28 protein-coding genes are annotated in these 25,750 nt (G+C 72.6%); 11 read left to right on the forward strand and 17 right to left on the reverse strand.

The annotated features are described in order from the left end of the window. Positions 1-31 precede the first annotated feature (31 nt). Both ABZ939_RS27500 and ABZ939_RS27505 read left to right on the forward strand, forming a co-directional pair. Positions 32-511, forward strand: coding sequence for a hypothetical protein (locus tag ABZ939_RS27500; protein WP_361860562.1), 480 nt, complete (start codon positions 32-34; stop codon positions 509-511). Continuing rightward, positions 508-1,026: a hypothetical protein gene (locus tag ABZ939_RS27505; protein WP_361860565.1), complete on the forward strand. Its 519-nt coding sequence runs from the start codon at positions 508-510 to the stop codon at positions 1,024-1,026. Before ABZ939_RS27500 ends, ABZ939_RS27505 begins: the two co-directional genes overlap by 4 nt. On the opposite strand, the gene ABZ939_RS27510 is transcribed toward ABZ939_RS27505, so the two are convergent. After that, positions 1,013-1,768: a methyltransferase domain-containing protein gene (locus tag ABZ939_RS27510; protein ID WP_361860568.1), complete on the reverse strand. Its 756-nt coding sequence runs from the start codon at positions 1,766-1,768 to the stop codon at positions 1,013-1,015. The two genes, ABZ939_RS27505 and ABZ939_RS27510, sit on opposite strands and share 14 nt — an antisense overlap. 23 nt (positions 1,769-1,791) lie before the next feature. Continuing rightward, positions 1,792-2,097: a 4a-hydroxytetrahydrobiopterin dehydratase gene (locus ABZ939_RS27515; protein ID WP_361860571.1), complete on the reverse strand. Its 306-nt coding sequence runs from the start codon at positions 2,095-2,097 to the stop codon at positions 1,792-1,794. 91 nt (positions 2,098-2,188) lie between these two features. Here ABZ939_RS27515 and ABZ939_RS27520 point away from each other — a divergent pair, with 91 nt between their 5' ends. Further along, positions 2,189-2,998 (forward strand): helix-turn-helix transcriptional regulator, encoded by an 810-nt coding sequence (locus ABZ939_RS27520; RefSeq protein WP_361860574.1) that lies wholly within the window; start codon positions 2,189-2,191, stop codon positions 2,996-2,998. On the opposite strand, the gene ABZ939_RS27525 is transcribed toward ABZ939_RS27520, so the two are convergent. Beyond that, a complete protein-coding gene (locus tag ABZ939_RS27525; protein ID WP_361860577.1) occupies positions 2,988-3,404 on the reverse strand; it encodes a hypothetical protein in 417 nt (138 codons plus the stop codon). The genes ABZ939_RS27520 and ABZ939_RS27525 overlap by 11 nt on opposite strands. A 671-nt stretch (positions 3,405-4,075) precedes the next feature. On the opposite strand from ABZ939_RS27525, the gene ABZ939_RS27530 reads away from it, so the two are divergent. Beyond that, the gene (locus tag ABZ939_RS27530) at positions 4,076-4,615 is read left to right on the forward strand and encodes a hypothetical protein (protein WP_361860580.1); all 540 of its coding nucleotides are present in this window, start codon (positions 4,076-4,078) and stop codon (positions 4,613-4,615) included. Positions 4,616-5,214: 599 nt separating this feature from the next. Here the strand turns inward: ABZ939_RS27530 and ABZ939_RS27535 are convergent. After that, the gene (locus ABZ939_RS27535; protein ID WP_361860583.1) at positions 5,215-5,475 is read right to left on the reverse strand and encodes a hypothetical protein; all 261 of its coding nucleotides are present in this window, start codon (positions 5,473-5,475) and stop codon (positions 5,215-5,217) included. Positions 5,476-5,799: 324 nt separating this feature from the next. Here ABZ939_RS27535 and ABZ939_RS27540 point away from each other — a divergent pair, with 324 nt between their 5' ends. Further along, the gene (locus ABZ939_RS27540; protein WP_361860586.1) at positions 5,800-6,114 is read left to right on the forward strand and encodes a hypothetical protein; all 315 of its coding nucleotides are present in this window, start codon (positions 5,800-5,802) and stop codon (positions 6,112-6,114) included. 99 nt (positions 6,115-6,213) lie between these two features. Here the strand turns inward: ABZ939_RS27540 and ABZ939_RS27545 are convergent, their stop codons facing one another. Beyond that, the gene (locus ABZ939_RS27545; protein ID WP_361860589.1) at positions 6,214-6,654 is read right to left on the reverse strand and encodes an ArsI/CadI family heavy metal resistance metalloenzyme; all 441 of its coding nucleotides are present in this window, start codon (positions 6,652-6,654) and stop codon (positions 6,214-6,216) included. Between the two features lie 41 nt (positions 6,655-6,695). Continuing rightward, on the reverse strand, positions 6,696-8,069 hold the full coding sequence (locus tag ABZ939_RS27550; protein WP_361860592.1) for an NAD(P)-binding domain-containing protein: 1,374 nt from the start codon (positions 8,067-8,069) through the stop codon (positions 6,696-6,698). A gap of 220 nt (positions 8,070-8,289) precedes the next feature. Between ABZ939_RS27550 and ABZ939_RS27555 the strand changes: the two genes are divergently transcribed. Together ABZ939_RS27555 and ABZ939_RS27560 are read left to right on the forward strand one after the other, a co-directional pair. Further along, the gene (locus ABZ939_RS27555) at positions 8,290-8,652 is read left to right on the forward strand and encodes a metalloregulator ArsR/SmtB family transcription factor (RefSeq protein WP_361860595.1); all 363 of its coding nucleotides are present in this window, start codon (positions 8,290-8,292) and stop codon (positions 8,650-8,652) included. A 213-nt stretch (positions 8,653-8,865) separates the two neighbouring features. Beyond that, on the forward strand, positions 8,866-10,062 hold the full coding sequence (locus ABZ939_RS27560; RefSeq protein ID WP_361860598.1) for a low temperature requirement protein A: 1,197 nt from the start codon (positions 8,866-8,868) through the stop codon (positions 10,060-10,062). A 50-nt stretch (positions 10,063-10,112) separates the two neighbouring features. Here the strand turns inward: ABZ939_RS27560 and ABZ939_RS27565 are convergent, their stop codons facing one another. From ABZ939_RS27565 to ABZ939_RS27595, 7 genes are all read right to left on the reverse strand, one after another. After that, the gene (locus ABZ939_RS27565; RefSeq protein WP_361860601.1) at positions 10,113-11,900 is read right to left on the reverse strand and encodes an alpha/beta-hydrolase family protein; all 1,788 of its coding nucleotides are present in this window, start codon (positions 11,898-11,900) and stop codon (positions 10,113-10,115) included. 55 nt (positions 11,901-11,955) lie between these two features. After that, the gene (locus ABZ939_RS27570) at positions 11,956-12,108 is read right to left on the reverse strand and encodes a hypothetical protein (RefSeq protein ID WP_361860604.1); all 153 of its coding nucleotides are present in this window, start codon (positions 12,106-12,108) and stop codon (positions 11,956-11,958) included. Between the two features lie 50 nt (positions 12,109-12,158). Next, positions 12,159-12,596, reverse strand: a complete 438-nt coding sequence (locus tag ABZ939_RS27575) for a hypothetical protein (protein ID WP_361860607.1) — start codon at positions 12,594-12,596, stop codon at positions 12,159-12,161. 81 nt (positions 12,597-12,677) lie between these two features. Further along, entirely contained in the window at positions 12,678-14,171 is a 1,494-nt protein-coding gene (locus ABZ939_RS27580; RefSeq protein ID WP_361860610.1) for an amino acid permease, read from the reverse strand. 65 nt (positions 14,172-14,236) lie between these two features. Further along, positions 14,237-16,411, reverse strand: a complete 2,175-nt coding sequence (locus tag ABZ939_RS27585) for a phage holin family protein (RefSeq protein WP_361860613.1) — start codon at positions 16,409-16,411, stop codon at positions 14,237-14,239. Between the two features lie 130 nt (positions 16,412-16,541). Further along, the gene (locus ABZ939_RS27590; RefSeq protein ID WP_361860616.1) at positions 16,542-16,946 is read right to left on the reverse strand and encodes a recombinase family protein; all 405 of its coding nucleotides are present in this window, start codon (positions 16,944-16,946) and stop codon (positions 16,542-16,544) included. A gap of 61 nt (positions 16,947-17,007) precedes the next feature. Continuing rightward, complete coding sequence (locus ABZ939_RS27595) at positions 17,008-17,130, reverse strand: hypothetical protein (protein ID WP_361860619.1); 123 nt, start codon at positions 17,128-17,130, stop codon at positions 17,008-17,010. A 124-nt stretch (positions 17,131-17,254) separates the two neighbouring features. Between ABZ939_RS27595 and ABZ939_RS27600 the strand changes: the two genes are divergently transcribed. Next, positions 17,255-18,028 carry an MBL fold metallo-hydrolase gene (locus ABZ939_RS27600; protein WP_361860622.1) on the forward strand — a complete coding sequence of 258 codons (774 nt, stop codon included), beginning with the start codon at positions 17,255-17,257 and terminating at the stop codon, positions 18,026-18,028. After that, complete coding sequence (locus ABZ939_RS27605) at positions 18,025-18,684, forward strand: VTT domain-containing protein (protein ID WP_361860625.1); 660 nt, start codon at positions 18,025-18,027, stop codon at positions 18,682-18,684. The genes ABZ939_RS27600 and ABZ939_RS27605 overlap by 4 nt, the downstream gene beginning before the upstream one ends. Here ABZ939_RS27605 and ABZ939_RS27610 read toward each other — a convergent pair. From ABZ939_RS27610 to ABZ939_RS27625, 4 genes are all read right to left on the reverse strand, one after another. Then, positions 18,664-19,704, reverse strand: a complete 1,041-nt coding sequence (locus tag ABZ939_RS27610) for an MBL fold metallo-hydrolase (protein WP_361860628.1) — start codon at positions 19,702-19,704, stop codon at positions 18,664-18,666. The two genes, ABZ939_RS27605 and ABZ939_RS27610, sit on opposite strands and share 21 nt — an antisense overlap. Before the next feature lie 83 nt (positions 19,705-19,787). Further along, entirely contained in the window at positions 19,788-21,020 is a 1,233-nt protein-coding gene (locus tag ABZ939_RS27615; protein ID WP_361860631.1) for an aminotransferase class I/II-fold pyridoxal phosphate-dependent enzyme, read from the reverse strand. Positions 21,021-21,138: 118 nt separating this feature from the next. After that, positions 21,139-22,329, reverse strand: a complete 1,191-nt coding sequence (locus ABZ939_RS27620; RefSeq protein WP_361860634.1) for a sulfite oxidase — start codon at positions 22,327-22,329, stop codon at positions 21,139-21,141. Between the two features lie 172 nt (positions 22,330-22,501). Next, entirely contained in the window at positions 22,502-24,352 is a 1,851-nt protein-coding gene (locus ABZ939_RS27625; protein WP_361860637.1) for a transketolase, read from the reverse strand. A 189-nt stretch (positions 24,353-24,541) separates the two neighbouring features. Between ABZ939_RS27625 and ABZ939_RS27630 the strand changes: the two genes are divergently transcribed. Together ABZ939_RS27630 and ABZ939_RS27635 are read left to right on the forward strand one after the other, a co-directional pair. Next, positions 24,542-25,378, forward strand: a complete 837-nt coding sequence (locus tag ABZ939_RS27630; protein ID WP_361860640.1) for a methyltransferase domain-containing protein — start codon at positions 24,542-24,544, stop codon at positions 25,376-25,378. Positions 25,379-25,399: 21 nt separating this feature from the next. Next, a complete protein-coding gene (locus tag ABZ939_RS27635; RefSeq protein ID WP_361860643.1) occupies positions 25,400-25,747 on the forward strand; it encodes a VOC family protein in 348 nt (115 codons plus the stop codon). Positions 25,748-25,750 lie beyond the last annotated feature (3 nt).

The following is a 25,750-nucleotide window of genomic DNA, read 5'->3' on the forward strand; positions in this document are numbered from 1 at the left end:
GATGTCAGTGAAGCCCTCCTACAGTCCAGCCATGGCTTTCGCAGAGAAGTTGCTCTTCGTGCCGCCGCCCGTCGAGGCCGGCGGTCGCCGCGTCAAGCGCTACCACGTCACCCATGACCCGGCCGGCATCGAGCCGGAGGTGGAGAAGGCGGCTTACGCGATCCTGCCGGAGATCCTCCCGGCGCCGGACGGCACCCCGCCCGCGACCTTCGTCGTGCTGCACCGGGGCGGCGACACCGGCGCCTACCTGAACGCCTACAGCTGGGTGTGGGACAACGTGATCCACTTCGGCGGCGCGGCGGCCGGTCAGCCGGTCCTCGGCTGTCCGGACACCGACTCCACGCACTTCGTGAAGACCGAACGGCCGTGGATCGGCTGCGTCTGGGAGCTCCCGCCGGTCCTGCACGAACGGGACGCCTGGGTACGGCACATGCTGACGCCCGACACCCCGGATCTCGACGCCTATGTCCTCGACTGCCTTCCCGCCGGCACCACTGGAGACCGCACATGACCCGCACCACCGACACGACCAGCACGACCAGCACCGGTACCGGCACCGGCACCGGCACCGGCACGGCCGACGGCTTCGGCTTCCTCGACGGCCGCTGGCACGTCCACAACCGTCGCCTCGCCGACTTCCTCGATCCCGCGAGCGGCTGGGAGGAGTTCGACGGGCATACGACGGGCCGGCTCTTCTGGGACGGCCGGGCGCATGTCGACGAGATCGTGTTTCCGTCGAAGGGGTTCAGCGGGCTGACGCTGCGGCTGTACGAGCCGGAAACGGGCGAGTGGACCCTGAACTGGTCCAACAGCCGTACGGGCCGCCTCGATCCGCCGGTCAGGGGGCGGTGGGCCGAGGACGGCACGGGAGAGTTCCACGGCGTGGACAGCTACGCGGGCAAGGACGTGCGGGTGCGCTTCCGCTGGTCGGGCATCTCGGCCCGCACCGCCCGCTGGGAGCAGGCGTTCGCGCTCGACGGCGGAGAGTGGGTGACGAACTGGGTGATGGAGTTCAGCCGCGCCTGACGGGTCGGCGGTAGGAGACCAGCCGGTAATCAGGGTCGTCACGGGGGCGATCCTGGTCCGGCAGGGCGGCGAGTTCGGCGACGAGCGTCGCCGCCGTCTCCGGGGGACCGCCGAACCACGAGGCGAAGTAGCCGCTGCGCAGCTGCTCGGCCGTCCGGCGTGGGGAGCGGGCCTGGCCGTGGCCGGTGAAGCGGGTGGCGCCGGCCGGTTCGAGGCCGTGGGTGGCCGTGTGGGCCGCGATCAGGTCGGCCCGGTCGGAGCTCTGCTCGTACGAACGGTGAGGGGCGAGGACGGCGTCGATGTCGCTGCCGACGTCGTGGGCGGCGTCCTTGTCGACCGTCGCGATCAGGACGCCGCCGGGCCGCAGCACGCGGGCCGCCTCGGCGACGATCGCGTCCGTGAACGGAACCAGGTGCAGCAGCCAGACGGCGCTGACCACGTCGACGGAGGCGTCCGGGAGGGGCAGGCGCCGGGCGTCGGCGAGGACGACCCCGCCCGGGACCCGCTGGGCCGCCTTGCGGACCATGCCGTGCGCGGCGTCGGCGCCGTACACGCGCAGGCCCGGACGGGTGAGCCGCTCGGTGACCAGGCCGGTGCCGCAGGCGAGGTCGAGGAGGGTGCGGGCGCCGGGCGGGACCAGGCGCAGGACGGCGTCCGCCGCCGCCTGCGCACGCGGCACGCCGCCGCGCGTCTCGTCGTAACGGTCCGCCTCGGCGTCGTAGTCCAGCAAGGTCCGTCCCATGCCGGAGAGGGTAGTTGCCGGTGTCAGCTCGCTCCGTGCCCAGGGGCGATGTTCTCGACCCGCGTGGCCAGTTCGAAGTCCTTCTCGGTGACCGCGTCTCCGGCGGAGTGGGTGTTCATGGACACCGCGACCGTGTTGTAACCGAGCGTCAGATCGGAGTGATGGTCGAGTTCCTGCTGGATCTGCGCCACGTGGACGACCATGGCGGTGGCCGCGAAGTGGTCGCCGAGACGGTAGGTGCGGGTGATCCGGTCGTCCGTCAGGGACCAGCCGGGGAGCTCTCGCAGGCGGTCCTCGATCTCCTTCTGCGACAGCGGCTCTGTGGGCATGTCCGTACTCCCTCCGGTCGGGGTTGCTGACGGTGACGATACGGTCCCAGGGGCTCGATACCCGGGCCGACACCTGGGATACCGTCGGGCCATGACAACACTCGCAACCGACACGGGGGTAGGGCCGCTGCTGCGCGGCTGGCGCGAGCAGAGGCGGCTGAGCCAGTTGGAACTGGCGCTGCGGGCCGATTCCTCGGCCCGGCACATCTCCTTCATCGAGACGGGCCGGTCCCGGCCGAGCGAGGAGATGGTCCTGCGCCTGGCCGAGCATCTGGACGTACCGGTCCGGGAACGCAACGCGCTGCTCCTCGCGGCCGGGTACGCCCCGAAGTACGCGGAGTCGACACTCGACGATCCGCAGCTGGAGACGCTGCGGGAGGGCATCGAGCAGCTGCTGCGGGGGTACGACCCGTATCCGGCGCTCGTCGTGGACGGTTCGTACACGGTGGTGGCGGCGAACCAGGGCATCGGGATGCTGCTCGCCGGACTGCCGGAGCATCTGCTGACACCGCCGCTGAACGCGATGCGGATCACGCTGCACCCGGAGGGGCTCGCGCCGCGGATCCGGAATCTGCGGGAGTGGCGGGGGCATCTGCTGGCTCAGATGGAGCGTCAGATCGGCCTGGCCCGCTCGGAGGCCCTGCGCGAGCTGTACGAGGAGGTGGCGGCGTACCCGCTGCCCGAGGGGGCCGGGGAGCCGGGCGACCGGGAGGACCCGGAGCCGTATCCGTACTTCGCGCTGCCGCTGCGGATCGAGCACGACGGTCACGTGCTGTCGTTCGTGTCGTCCATCTCGACGTTCAACACGCCGATGGACGTGACGGTCGCCGAGCTGGCCATCGAGACGTTCCTCCCGGCCGACCCGGCGACGGTCGCGTATCTGCAGTCACTCAAGGGGTAGCGGCCCGCAGCGCCGACCACTGGAGTCCGGCGAACCCGGCGACGGTGGCGGCCTGCATCGGGGTCCACACCAGCCCGGCGGTGGTGGGCTCCAGCCAGGCGACGAGGGCGACCATGCTCAGGACGGCCCAGAGGATGTTGGCGTCGACGACGAGCTTGACGCCGAGGACGGAGGGCTGCGGGCGGCTCGCGAGCCAGCCGACGCCGGCGGCGAACACGGTGAGGAAGAGGCCGAGTTCGAGCAGCAGACCGGAGTCGACCCCGAGCAGCTCCCCGAGCGGCCCGGAGGCGGCGAGGTAGGCGAGCCCGTTCCCGCCGGTGACGACGGCGTCGAGGGCGAGGAACCGCCGCACCATCGACTGCGGCTGGGTGGTGCGGGAGAGACCGGCGAGCAGGGCCTGGGACATGACGAATCACCCTCCGTGGGGACGTTTGTGCAGGTGGTGGGTCGGAACTCGGCCGGAGTGCGCCGGCCGAGCCCCGATGGACACCACGATGCCGCGGCGCTCGACGGGGGTCGATTACGTGCGAGGTAATGCGGGACGCCGCGGGGCCTGGACCGAGGGCCCGGTCGCCCCTGCACCGGGGAGCCACGACGTCCGCCGAAGTTCGCCTACGTCCGCTGGATGTCGCCGTCGGTGGCTCCCCGCGTGGCTCCCCCCGGCCGGCAGGACCCACTTATGAATACAGGCTCGCCATGAGCTCCCCCGCCGTGTACCCGTCCAGCCCTGCTTCTTGTTGCGGAGGAAGTGACGCGCCACTCAGCTCGCCTCCATCGATGGCACTACCCCTGGTGGCAGCGGCTGAGAAGCGGTGGTTAACGGTGGACGATGGTGCCCCTGGGCCGCCTTCGGACGGCCCAGAGACGGCCCAGCACCACCACCATTGTGTCGGGCCAAGCTCACGGACCAGTTGCCACCGAGGCAAACCTCTGTTTTGGCGTGGAGCCACTTACGGTTTCGAACCGCCGACATCTGCTTTGTAAGCCTGGCACCGCTCGCGGGACAGTCCTTGCAGTTCAACTGCCACACGGGGGAGCCGGGTCTGCCAACGACCTCTGCGCCGTCACACCCCCCGATTGACCGCGGCTGACCGCTCGAACTCCCACGGATCTGGCACGCACGCGCACGGAACCGGTTTCATCGAAGCCGCGTCTGACGGCCAGGAAGGGGGCGGCGTGATAGCTCAAGGCAGGGCCCGTCGTCGCTGCGTGGCGGCTGTTTCGTTTCGCGCGCGGCTCGTCGCGGTAGCGCTGACGTCCTTGCTGGCTGCCGGTTGCGGCATGCTGAACGATCCAGTCAAGGAACGCTGGGAGTCTAGAACCGAGTCTTCAAGCTGTGGCGAGGTGAGCCTGGATCAGGGTGAGGAGATGCAGAAACAGGCGGCGCGAGAAATTGTCTGCCTCCAGCGAGCCCTCAAAAACGGCGAGAGCGCGGAACTGAAGGTGACCTATCCCACCGTGGAGGGTGACCCGATTCGCGAGTACTACCGCTTGACGCCGCAAGGCAGGCTTGAGGTGTACACCGACAGCACAGACGATCACTACTCAGACCAGAAGTGGTCGTTCGCCGAGTGCTACACCCCGGAATGGTTGGCTGAGATTTCCTGCGATCTATGACCAGCGCCAACGACCCCATCTGGCGCGATGAGGTCGTCTATTGCTCCCGGCAACCGACTGGAACCACCCGTCAGACGCTTTCACGCTGAGTCGCAGGGTTGGAGCATCGGTATTCAGGCGGTGCAGACGCGCGGGCGGCCGATAGCCGGCAGTCGGGCAGAGGTCTTGAAAACCGTCGTGGCGCGAGTCACCGTGGGTTCAAATCCCACACCCACCGCCAGGTGAAACGGCCCCTGACCAGGTACATCGGTCAGGGGCCGTTCTCGTGCTCGCTGCCCGCCCATCACTGTGGTTCCCTGTCCGTTCCCGCTGGAATCGGACACGGGAGGGGCACGGCTGCCTTCTGATCCGTAGCTCTGGCGGGATCGGTCAGCGACGGTCATAACGGCTGCTGCGGGGCCCGGGAAGGGCGCTACTGGACGGTGTCGGTTGCTGGGGTTGCGGTACGGAGCTGCTGTACCTCACGACGGTCACCAGTCGCGGCAGCGGTCCGCGATCTCCGGCTCATGGATTCCGCGCCTCGCCGCCATGGCGGCCACGTCCACGCCACCCGTCGCTATGGGGTGGGCACCTTGTCGATCAACTCACAGATCAAGCCGTCATTCGAGCGTGGCGATGGCGAGGCCGGCGAGCGCGAGCACGGGCGATCCGAGAAAGACGATGCCGCCCACGAGCCGAAAGAACCAGGCACCGAATCGCGATGGCTCCGTAAGCCCCATATCCAGCGTCCGCGCTGCGGTCACAGCCCTGACGGCGTTGCGCCGCGCCACGGCCTTGTCCACCGCGCCCCGCACGTTGAAGAGGAACATCGCCCCCCACGCCACGCCCGCCAGTCCCAATACGAACAGCGCGATACCCACAACCACAGCCGATCCCCTCCCTTGAACACCGCCGTGACCAGCGGTCGTCCGAGGATGATGCCAGCCAGCCCGCGGGCGAGTACGGGCAGTCCCTGGTCGGTCTCCAGTCCCCCGGGGGATGGCAAAGCGCACTGTGACATCCAAGTCAGGCCGATCATGGGTGCTCAGGGACCTCGCCCAACGTGTTCCATGCCCCGGCTGGCCTGCCGCTGACGTTCGGCGTCGATCGGCGAGATTCGCGCTCGTTGGTGTCACCCGTTGATGTCACTGCGCGCTTGTCTGTCTCGGTCGCGTCGACCTGACGGACCTTCGCTCCGTGCTGCCGTGCGTGACCAGGCGGGACCGGACGAGCTCCAGATCGTGCGGTATCTGCGGTCCGGGACTGTACTTGCCGCGACTGGATCCAGCGTCCACGACGTCTTGAGCCCCGCCCACGAGTTCGTCGACGGACTCCACCTGCACACCGATGGTCAGTGGTTCTGGTACTCGGACCTGGCCCACTACGTCGAGCACTACCACGTCGCCCTGGACGAAGAGTTCCTCCAGCACGCCCGGGACTTGAACTTCATCCCGCCCCAGTTGTCGGACAGCGACCTCCTCGAGATCGAGGAGTCCCTGTTCGACGACGAAGACTCCTGACTTTCGCCCCTACTTGACGAGTTGAACGCGGCGCGGGGCCGCGATCGGTCTCCGGTTCCGGTCGCGGCCTCGCGTGCGTGGATGTGGGACATCTGGCGATCAGCAGCAGCTGCTCACAGTGGCGGTGGGCGGGCCGGAGCAGCACGTGCCGGCCCGTTCCCTGGCCAGGGTGTCGGCGTCGGCCTTGACGACGTAGACCTCCCACGGCTCGCGGCCGGGGCCGTGGACCCACACCTTGTCCTGGAGGGCGTAGCAGCAGGTGGTGTTGTTCTCCTCCGTGGTGGCGAGACCCTCCTGGGCCAGCCGGGTGGTGGCCTCATGGACGGCCTCGGTGCTGTCGACCTCGACCCCGAGATGGTCCAGGCGGGTGTCTCCGCCGTCGGCGCCCTCGATGAGGACGAGCTTGAGCGGCGGTTCGGCGATGGCGAAGTTCGCGTATCCGTCGCGGAGCTTGGCAGGCTCGGTGCCGAAGAGCTTGGTGTAGAAGGCGACGGATGTCGCCAGGTCGGGGACGCGCAGGGCGAGCTGTACACGAGACATGACGGTCCTCCTGCTGTGAGTGTGGTGATGGGGCGGGACGGTCAGCAGCCGCCGGAGGTGGACGGGGAGCCGACGCCGAGCTGGATGAGGGCCGGGGCCGGGGCGCAGCAGCCGGCGTTGTCGGTCGCCGCGTCGGTCTGCGGCTGGTCGAAGAGGCCGGCGCCGCCGCAGACTCCGGTCTCGGGGAGTACGAGTTCGACCCGTTCGGCGGACTCGCGGTCGCCGGCGATCGCGGCGACGACGGAGCGGACCTGCTCGTAGCCGGTGAGGGCGAGGAAGGTCGGGGCGCGGCCGTAGGACTTCATGCCGACCAGGTAGATGCCCTGCTCGGGGTGGGAGAGCTCGTTCACGCCGTGCGGGTAGACCGTGCCGCAGGAGTGCTGGTTGGGGTCGATCAGCGGAGCCAGTCGGACCGGGGCCTGGAGGCGCTCGTCGAGGCCCAGGCGGAGCTCGCCGAGGAAGGACAGGTCGGGGCGGAAGCCCGTCAGTACGATGACCTCGTCGACCGGGTCGAGCCGGCGGCCGTCCTCGGAGACCAGCACGAGTCGCTCGCCGTCGCGTTCGATCGCCTGCGTGCGGAAGCCGGTGACGGCGTCGGCGTGGCCCTCGTCGACGGCCGCCTTGGCGGCGAGGCCGAGGGCGCCGCGGGCGGGAAGCTGGTCGGCGGTGCCGCCGCCGAAGGTCGAGCCGGAGATGCCCCGGCGCAGGATCCAGGTGGCGTGCGTGCCGTTGCCGTCCTCGGACTTCGCGAGGTCGGCGAGGGAGGCCAGGGCGGTGAACGCGGAGGCGCCGGAGCCGATCACGGCAGTGCGCCTGCCCGCGTGACGAGCCCGCGTGGCGGGGTCGTCGAGGTTCGGGACGCGGTACGAGATCCGGTCGGCCGCCGCCCTCTCGCCGAGCGCCGGGAGGCCGTCGCCGCCGGCCGGGCTCGGGACGGCCCACGTACCGGAGGCGTCGATGACGGCGCGGGCGAGGATCCGCTCCTCGCGACCGTCGGTGTACCGCACGTGGACGGTGAAGGGCTGGGTGTCCCGGTCGGCGTCGACGATCCGGTCGCGGCCCGCACGGGAAACGCCGGTGACCTTTGCCCCGACACGGACCTTGTCACCCAGGACATCGGCAAGGGGCTGCAGGTACTGCTCCGCCCAGTCGCCGCCGGTCGGGTACGTCCCCGCCTCCGGCTTCACCCAGCCGGTGGGGGCGAGGAGCTTCTCGGCCGCCTGGTCGGTGAGCTCGCCCCAGGTGGAGAAGAGCCGCACGTGCGACCAGTCGCGCACCGCCGCACCCGCCTGCGCACCGGCCTCCAGAACGAGCGCCTCGAGGCCGCGGTCGACGAGGTGCGCAGCGGCAGCCAGCCCTGCAGGTCCGGCTCCGACGACCACGACGGGCAGCTGCTCGGTGGCGGTGGCGTTCATGGCGATTCCCCTTGCTTCGACGTTCGTCGATCTCTTATGCCATCAGCATGGCACCTGTATCGACAAGCGTCAACATAGACATTCATCTATTCAACGATGAAACGATGACCCGTAGCCGCTCCCTCTTGTTTGCAGGGGCCGGTCACCGGCGACTGGCGACCGTCCGGACCTAGGTCGAGCGCGACTGGGCGGCTGGTTCGACATGTGTCAACATAGACACATGTCGAATATGAAGGTGCTTCCACTGCTCGAACCCGAAGTGGAGCCCTGCTGCCCGCCACTCAACGAGCGCCCGCTGACGGCCGAGGAGGCCGAGCGGACGGCGGCCATGTTCAAGGCGCTGGGCGACCCGGTCCGCCTGCGGCTGTTCTCCGCGGTCGCATCGCACGAGGGCGGCGAGGCATGCGTCTGCGACATCTCCGACGTCGGCGTCTCCCAGCCCACGGTCTCCCACCATCTGAAGAAGCTCAAGGACGCCGGCCTGCTCTCCTCCGAGCGGCGCGGCACCTGGGTCTACTACCGCGTCGAGCCCGCCGTCCTCGCCGCCATGGGGCAGCTGCTCACCAAGGCCGCCGCGGGCTGACATTCCGAAGGCCGTCGCAGCGGTCCAGCGGTTGTCCGGCGGTTGTCCAGCGGAACGAGCCTGCCGCTTGGCTCTCCCAGGCCGGATCGCGGACACCGCCTCGCCGCCGCCCGCTCGTGGGTAGGGTGCGGCCCTAGGGCCTGTCCGACCCTGATCCGCCGGACAGGCCCTAGTGGCGGCGGGGGCCGCCCCGAGGACGCGGGGAGAGCGCACATGGCAGGGCGCAAGGAGCGGGCGCGGATGGTCGCCGCCGGGGACGACCATCGGGTGACTCCCGCGGAGCTGTTCTTCGACCTGGTGTTCGTGTACGCGATCACGCAGGTCACCGCACTGATGGCGGCCGATCCGACGCCGATCCGGGTGGTCGGTGCGATGGTCGTGCTGGCGCTGCTGTGGTGGTGCTGGTGCTGCTTCGCATGGCTGGGCAATGTCGTACGGGCCGACTCCGGCGCCCTGTTCGCCGTGCTCGTCACCGTCATGGCGGTCGTCCTGATCGTGTCGTTCGCCGTTCCCGAGGTCTTCGCGGACGCGCCCGGCGGGGTCTCGGCGCCCCTGCTGTTCGTGCTCTGTTACGGAGCCGTGCGCGTGCTCCATCTGGTCTCGTACTGGCTCTCCAGCCCCGGCGACGCGGCCCTGCGTGCCACACTGCGGCGCACCGCGCTGCTGTCCGTGGCGCCGCCGCTGGTCCTGCTGCTGATCGGCAGCGCGTACACCGGGAAGGTCCAACTCCTGCTGTGGCTGGGCGCGGTGGCCATCGACTACGGCGGGATCTACCTCACGGGGGGATCCGGCTGGCGGGTCAACTCCCCCGGGCACTTCTCCGAGCGCCACGGTCTGATCGTCATCATCGCGCTCGGCGAGTCCATCGTGGCGATGGGCGTCGGGGTGTCCGGCTTCCCGCTCACCGTCCCGGTCCTGGGCGGCGCTGCCGCCGGGCTGCTGCTGTCGGCCGGGCTCTGGGCGCTGTACTTCCGGCGGCTCGGGGAGGCCGCGGAGCACCGGCTGGGCAGTCTCGACGGCGACGAGCGCACCCGGTTCGGCCGGGACGTGTACACCTTCCTCCACCTTCCGCTGGTGGCCGGCGTGGTGCTGTGCGCCCTCGGCATGAAGAAGGTGCTGCAACAGGTCGCCGACACCGGCCACTACGGGCTGTCCGAGCCGCTCCACGGGGTCGTGGCCTGGTCGTTGACCGGTGGCGTCGGGGTCTTCCTGCTCGGGGGCGCCGCGATCGTTCGGCGTACCACCGGGCGTCGGCCGACGGTGTTGGTCGTCGGCGGGGTGTGCGCGCTCGCGTCCGGCGCGCTGGTCGGCCTCGTGCCCGCCCTGGTGGCTCTGGTGGTCCTCGCCGCCGGGCTCCTGCTGCTCGTCCGGCTGCACGACGGAGGCCACGCCCGGCTCGACGGGTCGTGACGCTCCGCCCGGCCGGCGCTTCCGCTGTGGTCGACTGACGGACCGCGGGGTCAGTAGGCGGCCTTGCGGTGCTGGATGAAGCCGCGCAGCCGGGTCGTGTCCGCGGCGGTCCAGCCCTTCGGCGGGGCGACCGCCGCCCAGCCGTCCACGGCGCCCGCGCCGTAGCGGTGACCGTGCGGTGCCTGGACTCCGTAGGAGACGGCCATGTCGACGGAGGTCTGCCAGAAGGCGACGAAGGGGAACCAGTCGATCTCGGGGGTGATGTCCGGGCCGAGCGGGTGGTCCAGCCACGCGGGGCGCTCCAGGAGGAGGTCCGGCGACCACCAGACGATCGGGTCGGAGGCGTTCTGCAGATAGACCGCGCGGGGCCACTCCCAGCGGGCCGGCGGCCGGGCGAGGTCCGCCTGCGGGAACTGCGCGAAACGCACGCGCGCGCCGCCCTCGTACTGCGGGCGCCACACCGGGCTGCCGGGGTCGCGGTCCCGGCGGATCCGCTGGGACGTCGGGGAGAAGTTGGGCGCGCCGAGGAGCAGGGCCCCGTCGGTCCGGGCGAGCAGGTCGTCGGGCCCGTCGAAGGACGCCTCGACGGCGTAGGCGCCGAGGCTCTCGCCGGTGACGAGGAGTCGGGGACGGTCGGCGGCGGGGAGCGCGTTGAGCCGGGCGCGGACGGCCCGGACGAGTTCGCGGGTGGCCTGGCCCGCCTTCTCCTTGTCGACGAGGAAGGAGACCCAGCTGGGCAGGTACGAGTACTGGACGGCGACGATCGCGGTGTCGCCCTCGTACATGTACTCCAGCGGTTCGGCGACGTTCGGGTTCACCCAGCCGGTGCCGGTGGTGCCGGCGATGACGAGCACCTGGCGGTCGAAGGCGCCGGTGCGTTCCAGTTCGCGCACGGCGAGTCCGGCCTGGGCCGTGAAGGGACGGTCGTCCTCGAAGGCGGCGGGCAGCGCGGAGGGTATGTAGACGCGGACCGGATCGAGGGCGGGCCGTCCGGTCCAGGCGGTGATGCGCTCGCGGGTGGGGACGGCGCCGGTGAAGTTACGGCCCTGGTGGCCGAGGTTCTCCCAGCGGATCAGAGAGCCCGGGCCGCCGGACACGTACCGCGAGACGGGTGGGTGGATGCCGTCCTTGGTGCCGCTGTTGGTGGCTTCGGCGATCCGGTCAGCGACATCGATGATTCCCCGGTCGAAGACCACGTCCCGGACGCCGACGAGCACGACGAGGGTGGAGAGCACGGCGCCGACGGCGAAGGCGACGGGCTTGGGCAGGAGCCGGCCCAGCAGCCGGATCAGCTTGGCGGAGCCGAGCCGGACGGTGCGCGCGACGAGGAGGAGTGCGAGCCAGAGCGCGATCGCCATGAGGGCGATCACCGGGGTGTGCCAGGTGAGGGCGGGCGGCAGGCCCTGCAGGACCCGGAGCTGACGCTGCATCTGGGCGCTCTCGGAGATCAGCCAGACCGACAGGACGGGGGCGGTGACCCAGTACGCCTGCCAGCACCGGGTCCGTCCCCGCTCGCCGGGGCGCCATGGCGCGAGCGCCCGGAACAGCCAGGCGAGGGCGGAGCCGAGCGCGTATCCGATGGTGGCGGTGATGCCGCCGACGACGCCTTGGAGGTACCAAGGGCGTGGCACGAGCGAGGGGGTGAGGGAGGACCAGAAGAAGAGCGTGGCGAGGCAGAGCGCGGTGAGGTCGGGCCAGCGGCGGATCAGGTACGAGGGGGCGGGGCGGTCCCAGTAGGGGCGTCGGGCGAGGGCGAGCAGCCCTGAGCCGAGCGCCCGCAGCGGGTCGGCGGGGCCGGCGGACCGATCGGGTGTGGGGTGCCGGTCGGTCGAGGTCATCGGGCCAGCCTCGTCCACGGTGCACCGTTCCGCAAATCAGCCCGCCGGCGGTCTCCTAGCGGGCGGGGCGGTCGTCCCGGGAGGGCGCGGGGGCGGGCGCGGGCTCGCGGGCCGGGGCATGTTCCGGCTCGGCGGACGCGCCGCGTGCGTTGCGGGCGGCGTCGGCACGCAGCAGGGCGCGCAGGACGGCGAACGGGTCGACGGGCATGACAAAGCTCCTTGCGGTGGGGGGTGTTGGGCTGCGAGAGGTACGGCCTCTCAGCAGCGCATCACCACACATCGCTCGGCATCGTCGCGCGGGAGCGGTACGGGTACGGGTGCGGGCGCCCCGACGGCGAGGCCGGAGGCCGCGGGTCCGCGCCGCCGGCCGCCGTCCCGGGGCGAAGCCCCGTGGCGCGAGCGGCTCCGGGAGGCCGGGTCCGCGGCCTCGGCCTCGCCCGCCTCGTGGGTCTCCGCACCGGGGTCGGCCGCGCCGGACGCGGCGGGCAGCGCCTCGGTGGCTCCGGGGCCTCCGGCACCGTCGTGCGCCCCGAAGAGGGCGGCCAGGACGAGCAGCACCGGGATCACCAGACGCCGGAGGGCGGACGCTCGGGGGAGCTGTCGCCCGCGGGCCGGTGGGCCCGTGCGGGGTGCGCCGTGTCCGGCCGCGTCGCGCACCGGGTCGCCCGCCGAGGCGGCGGGTTCGGTACGCGGCACGGGCGCGGGGCTCACGGGGATGCGTACTGCCCCGTGATGGGCCTGACGTGCGGCGGCGGGCCGCGATTCCGCCCGGACGGCCTACGCGGAAGCGCCGGAATTCACGCGCTCGGACGCGCCGTCGGTCTTCGCCGCCTGTGCCTGCGCCTGCATCGGTCCCAGGGCCTGCGTCGGAACCGGCACGGAGAGGGAATCCGGACCCGTACCCGGCATCGGCGTGGCCGCCTCGGTCTCCCGCCGTGCCTTGCGGGCCGACATCCACGCGTACACGAGCACACCCGCGAAGAGGAACAGCACGCCCTGGTACACCGCCGCGTATCCGGATCCCGCGACGAGCCACATGGAGAACCCGAAGGCTGCCGCCGCCAGGACCCCGTCGCGGATCAGGCGGGCGCGGTCGACGCGCTCGGGGCGGCCGGAGAGCAGGAAGTAGATCTGGGCGGCGGTGGACAGCAGGTACGGGACGGTGGCGGTGAAGGTGGTGACGAGGACGAGGATCTCGAAGACGCCCTCGGTGCCGACCGTGTAGTTGTAGACGGTCAGCAGCGAGGCGAGGACGACGGTCACCAGGACACCGACGGTCGGGACGCCGCGCCGCTTGTGGGTGAAGACCTTCGGGAAGAGTCCGTCCCGGGCCGCGGCGTAGGGGGTCTGGGCGCTCAGCAGCGTCCAGCCGTTGAGCGCGCCGACCATGGAGACGAGGGCCATGCAGGCGATGGCGGTGCCGCCCCACGAGCCGCCGAACATGGCGTTCACGGCGTCGGAGAACGGCGCGGAGGAGTCGACGAGCCGGTCGTGGGCGACCGTGCCGAAGACGGCGAGGGTGCCGAGGAGGTAGATCGCGGCGGCGCCCAGGGTGCCGAGGACGGTGGCCCGGCCGACGTTGCGCCGCGGGTCGCGGACCTCGCCGGCGCTGACGGCCGCGGACTCGACGCCGAGGTAGCTGAAGAGCAGGATCGCGGCGGAGGCGGAGACGGCGCCGAGCGCTCCGCCGTCGCCGGCCTGGAACGGTCCGAGGTTGGCGCTGTCGAAGAAGAACAGTCCGCCGACGGCGACCAGGAGGAGGGGGACGAACTTGAGGACGGTCGCGACGAGTTGCACGGCCCCCACGTACCGGGTCCCGGCGAGGTTGGCGAGCGCCGGCAGCCACTGGAGCGTGAGCGCCGCGGCGATGGTGGCGGCCTTCGACTCGTGGACGGGGATCAGCACGTCGAGGTAGCCGACGGCGGCCACGGCGAGGGCGGCGTTGGAGACCCAGGCCGTGATCCAGTACGACCAGGCGGCGAGGAAGCCGGCGAAGTCGCCGAACGCCGCTCGGGCGTAGACGTACGGGCCGCCGGTCTGCGGGTGGCGGTGGGCGAGCCGGCCGAAGACGAGGGCGAGGGCGATCGCGCCGAGGGTGAGGACGCCGAAGGCGACCAGGCTGATCGTGCCGAAGGGGGCGACGGAGGCGGGCAGCAGGAAGATTCCGCCGCCGATGATGTTGCCCATGACCAGGGCGGTCGCGATCGGCAGTCCGAACCGCCGGGCGTGCCGGTTCTCTTCCGCGGGCTGTTCGGGTATGGCCGTGCTCATGGGGGTGGTGCGCCTCTCGTCGTGCAAACCCGACCATGGTCCGGCAGGTGAGACGCCCCACCAAATCAGCTGTTTTTGTCCGGTACGACAGGGTCATCAACCGGAAGAAACGCTTCCGCATGGCGTTTCGGCGGGGAAATCTCCAGCGGAACCTGTGGACCCGCGCACTCCCACAGCCAGCGGCGCAGCACCCGGTGGACCTGCTCCGCCCCCACGAGCTCGGCCCCGTCCTCGACCGGCGCCGAGAGGTCCACGGGCGAGAGCAGGAAGGGGTGCCCCTGTTCGCCGCCCATGCCTCCGTGCGAACCGATCTGCTCCTCGAAGGCGTGGACGGTGCCGGTCTCCGGGTCGTACATCGAGTTGACCATGATGTCGGCGACGTGCGGGAAGCCGTCGGTACGCCGTACCGCGTCCGCCGCGCCCCGCCCGAAGACCGCGAGCGGCCCGTCGTCGGCGAGCTCGGCGACCGGCACCTCCGCACCGTTCCGCCCGAGCACCACCGAGCCGTGCTCGGCGCTCGCGACCAGCAGGAAGCCGATGCCCGGGTGATTGGCGAGGGTGCGCAGGAGCGCGGGATGACGGCGCTCGATCTCCTCGCGGGTCATCCGGTGCGGCACGCCGGGGAAGGAGATCAGCCCCAGGTTGCCGGAGGCGAGCACGACGGGCCCGGTCCTGTCGGGCACCGGCACTCCCTCGGCCTCTTCGGCGTACTCCTCCACCGGCCGGTGCAGCGCGCTGCGCAGCGCATCGCGGGCGGCGTCCCTGGCCTCCGAGCCGCTGGGGGTGCGCCGGACCCGGCGCGGTACGGGCAGCCCGCATCCGGCGCGTACGAGATCCCGCAGGGTGAGCCCGTACGCGCTCTCGAAGGTCTCGCCGGGGCTCTGGCCGTGGTCGGAGAGGAGCACGATCCGGTACGGGCGGGGCGCGTGCTCGGCGACCTTCGCGAGCAGCGCGAGCGAGCGGTCGAGCCGGGCGAGGACCCGGTCGGTGTCGTGGCCGTGCGGGCCGGAGTGGTGGGCCACCTCGTCGTAGGCGACGAGGTCGGCGTAGACGGCGGTCCGCCCGGCCAGCAGGTCCCCGATGACCGCGGCGACGACGACGTCCCGTTCCACGACGGTGGCGAAGGCCCGGATGAAGGGGTAGGTGCCGCCGCGCGAGACCCTCGGGGTCTCCTTGCGCAGGCGCGCCCGGATCGACTGGGCCATCTCGCGCGCGGCCTCGGCGACGAACGAGACCGCCGTACGGACGGCGTTGGCGGGGTCGGAGAAGTACGCGAAGTACCCGGCGCGCGAGCGGTTGCGCCGGCCGCGGCGGGCGGCCATCGACAGGACGAGGGCGAGCTGGTCTGCGCCGCCGCTGAAGAGGTTGCCGCGGGAGGCGCCGTCGACGGTCAGCAGGCCGCCGTCCCCGGTGCGTTCGATGGCGCGCCGCTGGAGTTCGACGGCGCTCGCGGGGCGGTTGGAGACCATCAGCCGGCCGGTGTCCTTCTCGTACCAGCGGAAGGCGGGCACGTCCTCGTTGGAGCCGTGCAGGATGCCGAGCTGGCTGGCGCCGGTCTGGCTGGACCAGTCGGTGCGCCAGGGGGTGAGCCGGTGGGTGGTGTCGAGCCAGTCGGCCACGGTCGGCATCAGCCCGTTCGCGACGGCGTCGCGGAGCACCTGGTGCCCGACGCCGTCGAGTTGCAGGAAGAGCGTGCCGGGGACGGGCTCGGCTCCTCCCCCTGCGCCTGGCGGCGTGCGGGGACCCCCGGTCACGACCCGGGGGCGGGTGCGGTCGGCGAGCCGGTAGAGGCGGCGGCGGTAGGCGTCGTCGTCGCGGACGGCGAGGGCGGTGGAGGTGGCCGAGGCGACGGCCGACATCACGGCGGCGACCACGACCGCGTTCTCCGGGTCGGCCGCGCCGCGGCCGTCGGGGATGAGCCAGAGCGCGATCAGCAGCAGGGAACCGTTGAGGAAGAACACCAACAGGCCGAGGACCAGGGCCGGTACGAGCAGCAGCGCCCGCACGATCACGGGCCACACCAGGGCGCCGAGCAGACCGAACGCGCCGGCGCCCCAGGCGGCGGTGAGGGCGGTGCGGGTGATGCTGTCGCCGTCGTCGGACTGGAGTTGGAAGTCGGGCAGCAGCCCGGCCAGGGCGAGCATGGTCAGGGTCGACACGGCCCAGACCACGATGACCCGCACCAGGGCGCTCCCCGCGGTCCGCCAGCGGCCGGCTGTACGCCATCGCCCGTCACCCACGCCCGGTTCACCTTTCGCCCGTTTCCTGCCTCAAGCGTGGCACATCACCCACACGGCGCAGGACGGGCGGGGCAAGGCGGGGGGGGGCGCTGGGCCTGTCCGCCCGTGGTCAGCCCCTGATCCGCCGGACCTAGCAGCCGTCGTAGCCCGCGGTGGGCATGGAGAGGCGGCGGTGCACGTCGGCCTTGGCCGCGGCGTCGTAGGCCGGCTCGTCGAGACCCGCGGTCTCCAGCCGTACGCCCCGCCGCTCGCATTCCGCGAAGAAGGCGGACACGTCGGTCAACGCCCGTGCGAGTACACGCTCGTTGGGGGCGACGAAGAGGTCGACGTGCCCGGCGTCCACGTCCGCCCAGAGCGCGTCGTGGTCGGGCCTGATCCCGTAGAAGAAGAGCTGTCTCGTCACGACATAGCCCTTGTCGAGGGCCCAGCGGGCGCACATCGCGTGCTGGCTGCGCGTGTCGACCAGGAAGGGGTCGCTGTCGAGTTCCTCGAGCGGGGTGAGGCTGGCGATCGCCGCCACCCGAACGTCGTCCATGGACCGACCCTACTCCGAACCGGGGCGGGCGAGGAGGGCGCGCCGCCCCGCCGCCCCGGCCTCACGGCGGCGAGGAGTAGCCGCAGGTGTGGCAGATGCGCCAGCCGTCCTGGGTGACGGCCAGTACGCCCCCGCAGCGCGGACACTGCGCCGAATGGCAGGTCGTCCCCATCGTGCTCACCACGGCTCCCATCACCTTGCTCCACGATGGCTACCCCCGCGATCCGCTCCGGACGCCCCGCGCCGCCCGCTTCGGACATCTACCCTCGTTACCAGCGCATCGACTCGGGCGGAAGGGCGGCGTACCGGTGGAGGTCACCTGGTGGGGTCATGCCACCTGCACGGTCGAGGACTCGGGGGTCCGGTTCCTCACCGATCCGCTCTTCGTGCGCCGACTGGCGCATCTGCGGCGCCGGCGCGGCGCGCTGCCGCCGCCCGAGGCCACGGTCGCCGAGGCGGTGCTCGTCTCCCATCTGCACGCCGACCATCTGCACCTGCCCTCGCTGGCCCGGCTCGCGCCGGGGACGCGGCTGATCGTGCCGCGCGGCGCGCCGGGCGCCGTCGCGGGGCTGCGGAAGCTCGACGGGCGGGGGCTGCGGCTGACGGAGCTCGGGCCGGGCGACGCGGTGACGGTGGGGGGCGTGACGGTACGGGCGGTGCCGGCGCTGCACGACGGCCGGCGCCTTCCGGTGGGGCCGCACCGCTCCCCCGCGCTGGGGTACGTCGTCGAGGGCGAGGCGCGGACGTACTTCGCCGGCGACACCGGTCTCTTCGACGGGATGGCCGAGGCGGTCGGCCCGGTGGACGTGGCGCTGCTGCCGGTGGGTGGCTGGGGGCCGTATCTGGGGCACGGCCATCTGGACGCGGGGCGGGCGGCGCGGGCGGTCGCGGCGCTCTCCCCCGCGGCGGCGGTGCCGGTGCACTACGGCACGTACTGGCCGATCGGGATGGACGCGATCCGACCGCACGAGTTCCACGCGCCGGGCGACGAGTTCGTCCGGCACGCGGCGCGGCTCGCGCCGAAGGTGGCGGTGCATCTGCTGGGCCACGGCGAGCGGGTGCGGCCCGAGGTCGCCCGGTGATCGACGGACTGATCGGGGCGATACGGCAGCTGCCGCCCGAGTCGACGCAGCAGGCGGTCGGCTATCCCTCGCTGTTCCTGCTGGTGGCGCTGGGCGCGCTGGTGCCGGTCGTGCCCACGGGCGCGATCGTCAGCTCGGCGGCCGTGGTCGCCTTCCATCAGACGTCACCCGTGGCGCTGCTCTTCGTGTTCCTGGTGTCCGCCTTCGCCGCGCTCCTGGGGGACGTGGCGTTGTACTGGCTGGGGCAGCGCGGGGTGCGCTCGCGGAACGGCTCGCGGTGGCTGGCGGTGCTGCGCGGCCGCGCCGCCCCCGACCGGCTGGCGCAGGCGCAGGAGAAGCTGGAGACCCACCAGGTGTCGGTGCTCGTCCTGTCGCGGCTGGTGCCGGCCGGGCGGATCCCGGTGATGCTGGCGTGTCTGCTGGCGCGGATGCCGCTGCGCCGCTTCGTCCGCGGGGACGTGTGGGCCTGTCTGGCGTGGGCGGCGACGTACCAGCTGATCGGGATCCTGGGCGGCTCGCTGTTCCCCGAGCCGTGGCAGGGCGTGCTGGCGGCGGTGGCGCTGACGGTGCTGATCAGCGGGGCTCCCGCGCTGTGGCGGCGGGTATGGGGGACGCGTCGGGGCTCGTCGGAGACTTCAGGGAGCAAGCACGCGTGAGGCGCCGACGGGGAGGTCCCACAGGTCCTCGCGGCGCAGTCCGGCCCGCTCCCAGGCGGCCCTGACCCGGGTGAGGGGTTCGAGGACCGGCTCGGAGGAGAGCACGAAGGTCGCCCAGTGCATGGGCGCCATCCGCCGTGCCCCGAGGTCCTGGAAGGCGCGGACGGCCTCCTCGGGGTCGGTGTGGACGTCGCTGAGCCACCAGCGGGGGGCGTAGGCGCCGATCGGGAGGAGCGCGAGGTCGATTCCGGGGTGGCGGCGCCCGATCTCCGCGAACCAGTGGCCGTAGCCGGTGTCGCCGGCGAAGTAGACCCGGCGGCCGGAGGGGTCGGTGAGCACCCAGCCGCCCCACAGCGAGCGACAGGTGTCGAGGAGGGTCCGCTTGGACCAGTGGTGGGAGGGGACGAACTCGAAGCGCACGCCGTCGAGTTCGGCCGCCTCCCACCAGTCGAGTTCGGTGACCCGGCGGAATCTGCGGCGGGTGAACCAGCGGCCGAGACCGGCGGGGACGAAGACCGGGGTGTCGCGGGGCAGCCGCTTGAGGGTGGGGGCGTCGAGGTGGTCGAAGTGGTTGTGGCTGATCACGACCGCGTCCACCGGCGGGAGGTCCTCCCAGCGCACCCCGACGGGGGTGATCCTGGCGGGGGTGCCGAGGATCCGGCGGGACCAGACGGGGTCGGTGAGGACGGTCAGGCCGCCGGTGCGCAGGATCCAGCTGGCGTGCCCGGCCCAGGTGACGGCGAGCGTCTCGGGACCGGCGGCGGGCAGCGGGCCGGGCGCGAACGGCAGCAGCGGGATGTCGCGCAGGCCCTCGGGGCCGGGGCGCACGGCGCCCTCGCGGGCGAGCCGGGCCATGGCGCGGACGCCGGGGAGCGGCGCGGTGAGGCGGTCTGCGAAGGAGCGCGGCCAGTCGTTCCGGATCCGGCCGAGGGGATGGAGGCCGGGAGCCGGAGCGGGTGCGGTCCGGCCGTCGTGCGCGGTCTGCGGGGCCTGCGTCGGCCGTGCCGTCTGTTCCGTCATCTGCGGGCTCCGATCTGCGCAGGTCGTCGGGGCGTCTCACGGGCGTACGTCCGGGCTTCCAGGTGACCGAAGTTCCCCGCCGGTCACCGGAGTTCCTCCAGGGCGGCTCCGAAGGAGCGCAACGCACGGGCCACGTGCGGCAATTCCACCGGGTCCTCCGATGTGAGGGCCTCCATCCGCTCCTCCTCGGTCGATCCCAGGAACGCTCCGGTGTCGAAACGGACGCGCAGGGCGCCGAGTTCGTCGCCGAAGCGGTGCCCGCCGGGGACCGGGGTGCCCAGCCGCTCGCTGAGGTGGTTCTCCAGCTCCATGGAGTCGGTGACGCCCCGGGCGGAGAGCCCGGTCCGGAGCGGCCCGAGGTCGGCGTAGAGGTGGCGGCCGGCCTGCGGGGGCCGGGCGAGGGCGCCGGCGGTGAGGACCGCTCGGTGCGCGGCGGAGGCCACGCGCGCGTGGAGGGCGGCGGAGCGGGCGGCGCGCACGGTGACGTCCTCCGGCTCGTCGAGGGCGTGCGCGGCGGCTGGGGCGACCGGTCCCGCGACGAAGGCGCCGAGCGCGGTGAGGATGTCGAGGGTGCGGGCCCGGGGGTCGGTGTAGCGGTCCGCGCGCTCGGGGGCGGTGGTGGGGAAGCGGGCCACGGCGCAGGGCCAGCCGGCCGGGGCGAGGGCGCCGGCCAGGTCGTACAGGACGGTGACGTCGTCCGGGCACATCTCGGCGGGGCTGAGGAGCACGGTGTCGTGCCGCCGGTGCAGGGTGTCGCGCCAGGTCTCGTCGCTGATGATGTGCAGCCCCTCGGCGACGGCCGCCTCGCACGCCTCGCGGACCAGTTCGGGCGGGGCGACGGTGGCGGTGGGGTCGTCGGCGACGGAGAGCAGCAGCAGGCGCGGGTGACCGCCCTCGGCGCGGACCCGCCGGACGGTTTCGAGCAGGGCGTACGGGTCGGGGACGCCGCCGCACTCGGCGGGGGTGGGCACGTGGTAGGCGGGGCGGCCGAGGAGGCGGGCCTGCGGGGTCCACCAGGCGGGGCAGGGCCGGGGCAGCAGGACGTCGCCGCCGTGGGCGGCGATCAGGGCGAGGAGCAGGGGCTGGGCGCCGGGGGCGGCGACCACGTCCTCGGCGTGGGTGCGCAGGCCGCGCCGCCACCAGTAGCCGCTGGCGGCCTCGCGGAGCACGGGCCCTCCGCCGGGCGGTTCGACGGCGGTGCGGCCCGCGGCGGCGGCGAGGATCGCGGCCAGTCCGGGCAGCACGGGCAGGCCGGGTTCCGGGGCCGGAGGTCCGTAGCGCACCGGGCCGCGGCCTTCCGGAGCCGTCTGCCGCATCTTCCGCACCTCCTGAGCACCGGGTGGCGCCCGCGCGGACGCCCACACTGCCCTTTATACGAAGGTTCGGGGTGCTTCGCTGCTTCTGGGACGGCCCGACGGCGGCTCGCTCGGCGGCTCAGGCGACGGCGACCGGGTGTTTCACCACCGCGTTGAAGAGATAGCCCTGCGTGTTGTGGACGGCCCGCTCGGGCTGGACGTTCCCGGCCGCGTCGGTGGTACGGGAGAGCAGGGTCGCCGGGCCGGGGCGGTGCGGGCGCCACGGCACGGTCCAGCGGACCCAGCCGTCACGGCGGGGAGCGTCGAGGAGCCGGGCGGGACGCCATCGGGCGCCGCCGTCGGTGGACACCTCCACCGTGCGCACGGGCGCGAACGCGGACCAGGCGCGGCCGGTGAGCCGGTGGACGCGGCCGGCCTCCAGCGTGGCGCCGAAGGGGAGCTCGTACCCGGACTTGAGGGTCTGGCGGCCGATCGGCGCGCTGCCGCCGGGCGGGTGGGCGGCACCGAAGAGCCGGTAGTAGTCGGTGGACCAGGGCGAGGAGAGCGGGGTGGTGGAGACCTCGATGTCGCCGAGCCACTTGATGGAGGCGATGCCGACCCAGGACGGCACGATGAGCCGGACCGGATACCCGTGGTCGTACGGGAGGGGCTCGCCGTTCATCTCGTACGCGAGGATCACGTCGTCGAGTGCCTTGGCCACCGGCAGGGGCCGGCGGACCCGGCCGAGGTTCACGCCCCCGGTGACGTACTCGTCGTCGAGGCCCCGGGGCTGTACGTCCACGGCGTCCGCCGCGATCCCGGCGCGCCGCAGCACGTCGGAGAGGCGGGCCCCGCGCCAGCGGGCCGCGCCGACCGCGCCGAGGGTCCAGGCGGTGCCGCTGACGGTCTCGCCCTGCTGGGTGGTGTAGAGGCTGCGGCCGTTTCCGGCGCACTCGACCAGGGCCGTCCGGGTGACGGCGGGGAGGTCGCGCAGCTGTCCGTAGCTGAGGTGGACGGGGCTGCGGCCGTGCAGTCCGTCGCCCCAGAGGGTGAGCCGCCAGTCGGCGGCGTCCAGGACGGGGGTGCTGGTGTGGTTGCGGACGAAGAAGCGGTCCGTGGGGGTGAGGAAGCCGGTGCCCTTGAAGCTGTCGTAGCGGGACTCGGCGTTGGTGCCGCGGATCGTGAACAGCTCGGGCGGCAGCGGCTTGACGATGCCGGGTCCGGTGGCGGCCGTCGCGGGGGTCGCGGAGGCCAGTCCGCCCAGCGCGGAGGCCGCGGGGGCTGCGGCGAGCAGCTTCAGCAGGGAGCGGCGGGCGGGGGTGTACGGCACGTTTCTCCTCGGCGCGGCGGCGGGTGCAAGGGGGATGGCGGCGGGTGCGGGGGTACGACGGCGGGCGCGGCCCCGATGCTAGGCGCGCGAGAGCCCCGGGAACGGTCCGTTCACGGAGACGTCATATGAATATCCGTCAGGTCCGCGGAACACCGGTCATTCCGTGGGCGGTTCAGCGCACCAGGACTCGCTCCAGCATCAGCTCGACCGCCGAGACGATCGCGTCCGCGTCGATGCCGGCCTCGTGGAGTTGTTCCTCCGGGGTGGCGGAGAGGGGCATGGAGCGTACGGCGAGGCGTGCCAGGCGGGGCATCCCGCCGTGCCCGTTGGCGTAGGCCTCGGCGACGGCGTCGCCGAGCCCGCCCTCGGGGTGGTGGTCCTCCACGGTCAGGACGCAGCCGGTCGTCCCGGCCGCCTGGTCGAGGGTCTCGGTGTCCACCGGCTTGACCGAGTAGAGATCGATCACCCGGACCGGCAGGCCCTGCTCCGCGAGCCGGTCGGCGGCTTTCAGGGCCTCGTGCACGGTCACCCCGGCCGCGACGACGGTCGCCCGGTCGTCCTCACCGTGGCTGCGGAGCACCTTGCTGCCGCCGACCGGGAACTCTTCGTCGGGGCCGTACACGACGGGGGTGCCGCCGCGTGTGGTGCGCAGATAGCGGACGCCGTCGAGGTCGGCCATGGTCACCACGAGCTTCGCCGTCTGGTTGGCGTCGCAGGGGTAGAGGACGGTGCTGCCGTGCACGGCCCGCAGCATCGCCAGATCCTCCAGACCCATCTGGCTCGGCCCGTCCTGGCCGATGGAGACCCCGGCGTGCGAACCGACGAGGTTGATCCCGGCCCGGCTGACGGCCGCCATCCGGACGAAGTCGTACGCGCGGGTGAGGAACGCGGCGAAGGTCGAGGCGTACGGGACATAGCCGCGCGCCTGGAGCCCGACGGCGGCCCCGACCAGCTGCTGCTCGGCGATCCAGCACTCGAAGTAGCGCTCCGGGTGGGCCTTCGCGAAGAACTCGGTACGGGTCGAGTCGCTCACCTCGCCGTCCAGCGCGACGACGTCGCCGCGCATGTCGCCGAGGGCGGCGAGCGCGTGCCCGTAGGCGTCCCGGGTGGAGACCTTGTCGCCCTTGTCGTACTTCGGGAGCCGTGGCGTGCCGCCCCCGACGGGACGCGGCACGAGCGCGGCGGGCGGATCGGTCACCTGGACGCGCAGGTCGCTCCGGCCGCCCAGCTCGGCGATGGCGGCCTCGGCGTCCGGAAGCGGTTTGCCGTGCATCCCCTCCCGGTTCTCGACGGCGGCGACGCCCCGGCCCTTGCGGGTGGCGGCGAGGACGGCGGTGGGCCGGCGGACGGTCGCGCGCGCCTCGCGCAGCGCCGCGTCGACGGCCTCGACGTCGTGGCCGTCGATCCGGACGGTGTGCCAGCCGAAGGCTTCGAGGCGGGCGGCGTAGGCGCCCAGGTCGTGCTGGTGGCGGGTGGGGCCGCGCTGGCCGAGCCGGTTGACGTCGACGATCAGGGTGAGGTTGTCCAGGCGGCAGTACGCGGCGTGCTCGACGGCCTCCCAGACGGAGCCCTCGGCCATCTCGCTGTCCCCGCAGACCACCCACACCTGGTACGGGACGCGGTCGAGGAACTTCCCGGCCAGCGCCATGCCGACCCCGATGGGCAGTCCCTGGCCCAGTGAGCCGGTGGCGACGTCCACCCAGGGCAGCCGGGGCGTGGGGTGGCCTTCGAGGAGACTGCCCCTGCTGCGGAAGGTGAGCAGCTCGCTCTCGCCGACGACGCCGGCGGCCCGGTACATGGCGTAGAGCAGGGGCGAGGCGTGTCCCTTGGACAGGACGAGCCGGTCGTTGCCCGGGTGGTCGGGGCGGTCGAAGTCGTAGCGCAGGTGCCGGGCGAGGAGCACGGCTCCGATCTCGGCGGCCGACATCGAGGAGGTCGGATGACCGGAGCCGGCCGCGTCGGCGGCGCGTACAGCATCGACGCGGAGCTGCCGGGCGAGCGAGGACATCGTTTCGTACCGCATCACGGACCTTCCTCCACGAGCCTTCGCGGCGGCCGGACATCTACGAGGTCCCCCTGCGGGTACCCAGGGCGGCCGGGGCCATGCCCCGGGATGCGCGCGAACTCGCGGTCCACATAGCAAGATTGGGATCTCACGATGCGGCCCGGGCGCGTACCGTGGCCGTACCAACCCACACGAGGGAGTCCGGTCATGAGCCATGCCTCCGAGCAGTCCAGGCCGCGGGAGACCGCCGTCTACACCCATGGGCACCACGAGTCGGTGCTGCGCTCGCACAGCTGGCGCACCGCCGCCAACTCCGCGGCGTATCTGATCCCCGAGCTGCGCCCCGGCCTGGACGTCCTGGACGTGGGCTGCGGGCCCGGCACGATCACCGCCGATCTGGCCTCGCTGGTCGCGCCGGGCCGGGTGACCGCGGTGGACGCCGCCGAGGACGTACTGGACAAGGCGCGGGCCGCTGCCGCCGAACGAGGCGTGGAGAACGTGGAGTTCGGGGTCGCCGACGTCCACGCCCTGGACTTCCCGGACGACTCCTTCGACGTCGTCCACGCCCACCAGGTGCTGCAGCACGTGGGCGACCCGGTCCAGGCGCTGCGCGAGATGCGGCGGGTCTGTCGCCCTGGCGGTGTGGTCGCCGCCCGGGACAGCGACTACGGGGCCTTCACCTGGTACCCGGAGCCGCCCGCCCTGGTGGCGTGGCAGGAGCTGTACCAGAGGGTCGCGCGGGCCAACGGCGGTGAACCCGACGCGGGTCGGCGGCTGTTCGCCTGGGCGCGGCGGGCGGGGTTCACCGACATCACGACGACGGCCGGCACGTGGTGCTTCGCGACGCCCGACGAGCGGGCGTGGTGGAGCGGGCTGTGGGCGGAGCGGACGACGGAGTCGGTGTACGCGAAGCTGGCCGTGGGCGGCGGCCACACGACGCCCGAGGCGCTGGAGGACATCGCCGAGGCGTGGCGGGAGTGGGGCCGACAGGAGGACGCCTGGTTCATGGTCCCGCACGGCGAGATCCTGTGCCGCGTCTCCTGATCCTCAACTAGGCTCGTCCGTATGGAGATTCTGGGCACCACGCTACGTGTCTGCGTCGATGATCTCGATGCGGCGGTGGACTTCTACGAGCGGCTGACCGGCGCCTCCGCGCTGCGCTTCGAGCGGGGCGGGGTGTCGGTCGCGGCCGTCGGCTGTTTTCTGCTGATGAGCGGACCCGAGACGGAGCTGGAGGTCCTGCGGAAGGTCGCCGCGACCATCTCCGTCCAGGACGTGGACGCGGCGTTCACCTCACTGACGGAGGCGGGCGCGAAGATCCTGGCCGGCCCGGTCCCGACCCCGGTGGGCCGCAACCTGATCGCGGTCCACCCGGACGGCTCGGTCTTCGAGTACGTCGACCGCCGCTCCTGATCC

Origin of the sequence: Streptomyces sp. NPDC046712 (genome assembly GCF_040645695.1) — a bacterium.
Taxonomy (GTDB): Bacteria; Actinomycetota; Actinomycetes; order Streptomycetales; family Streptomycetaceae; genus Streptomyces.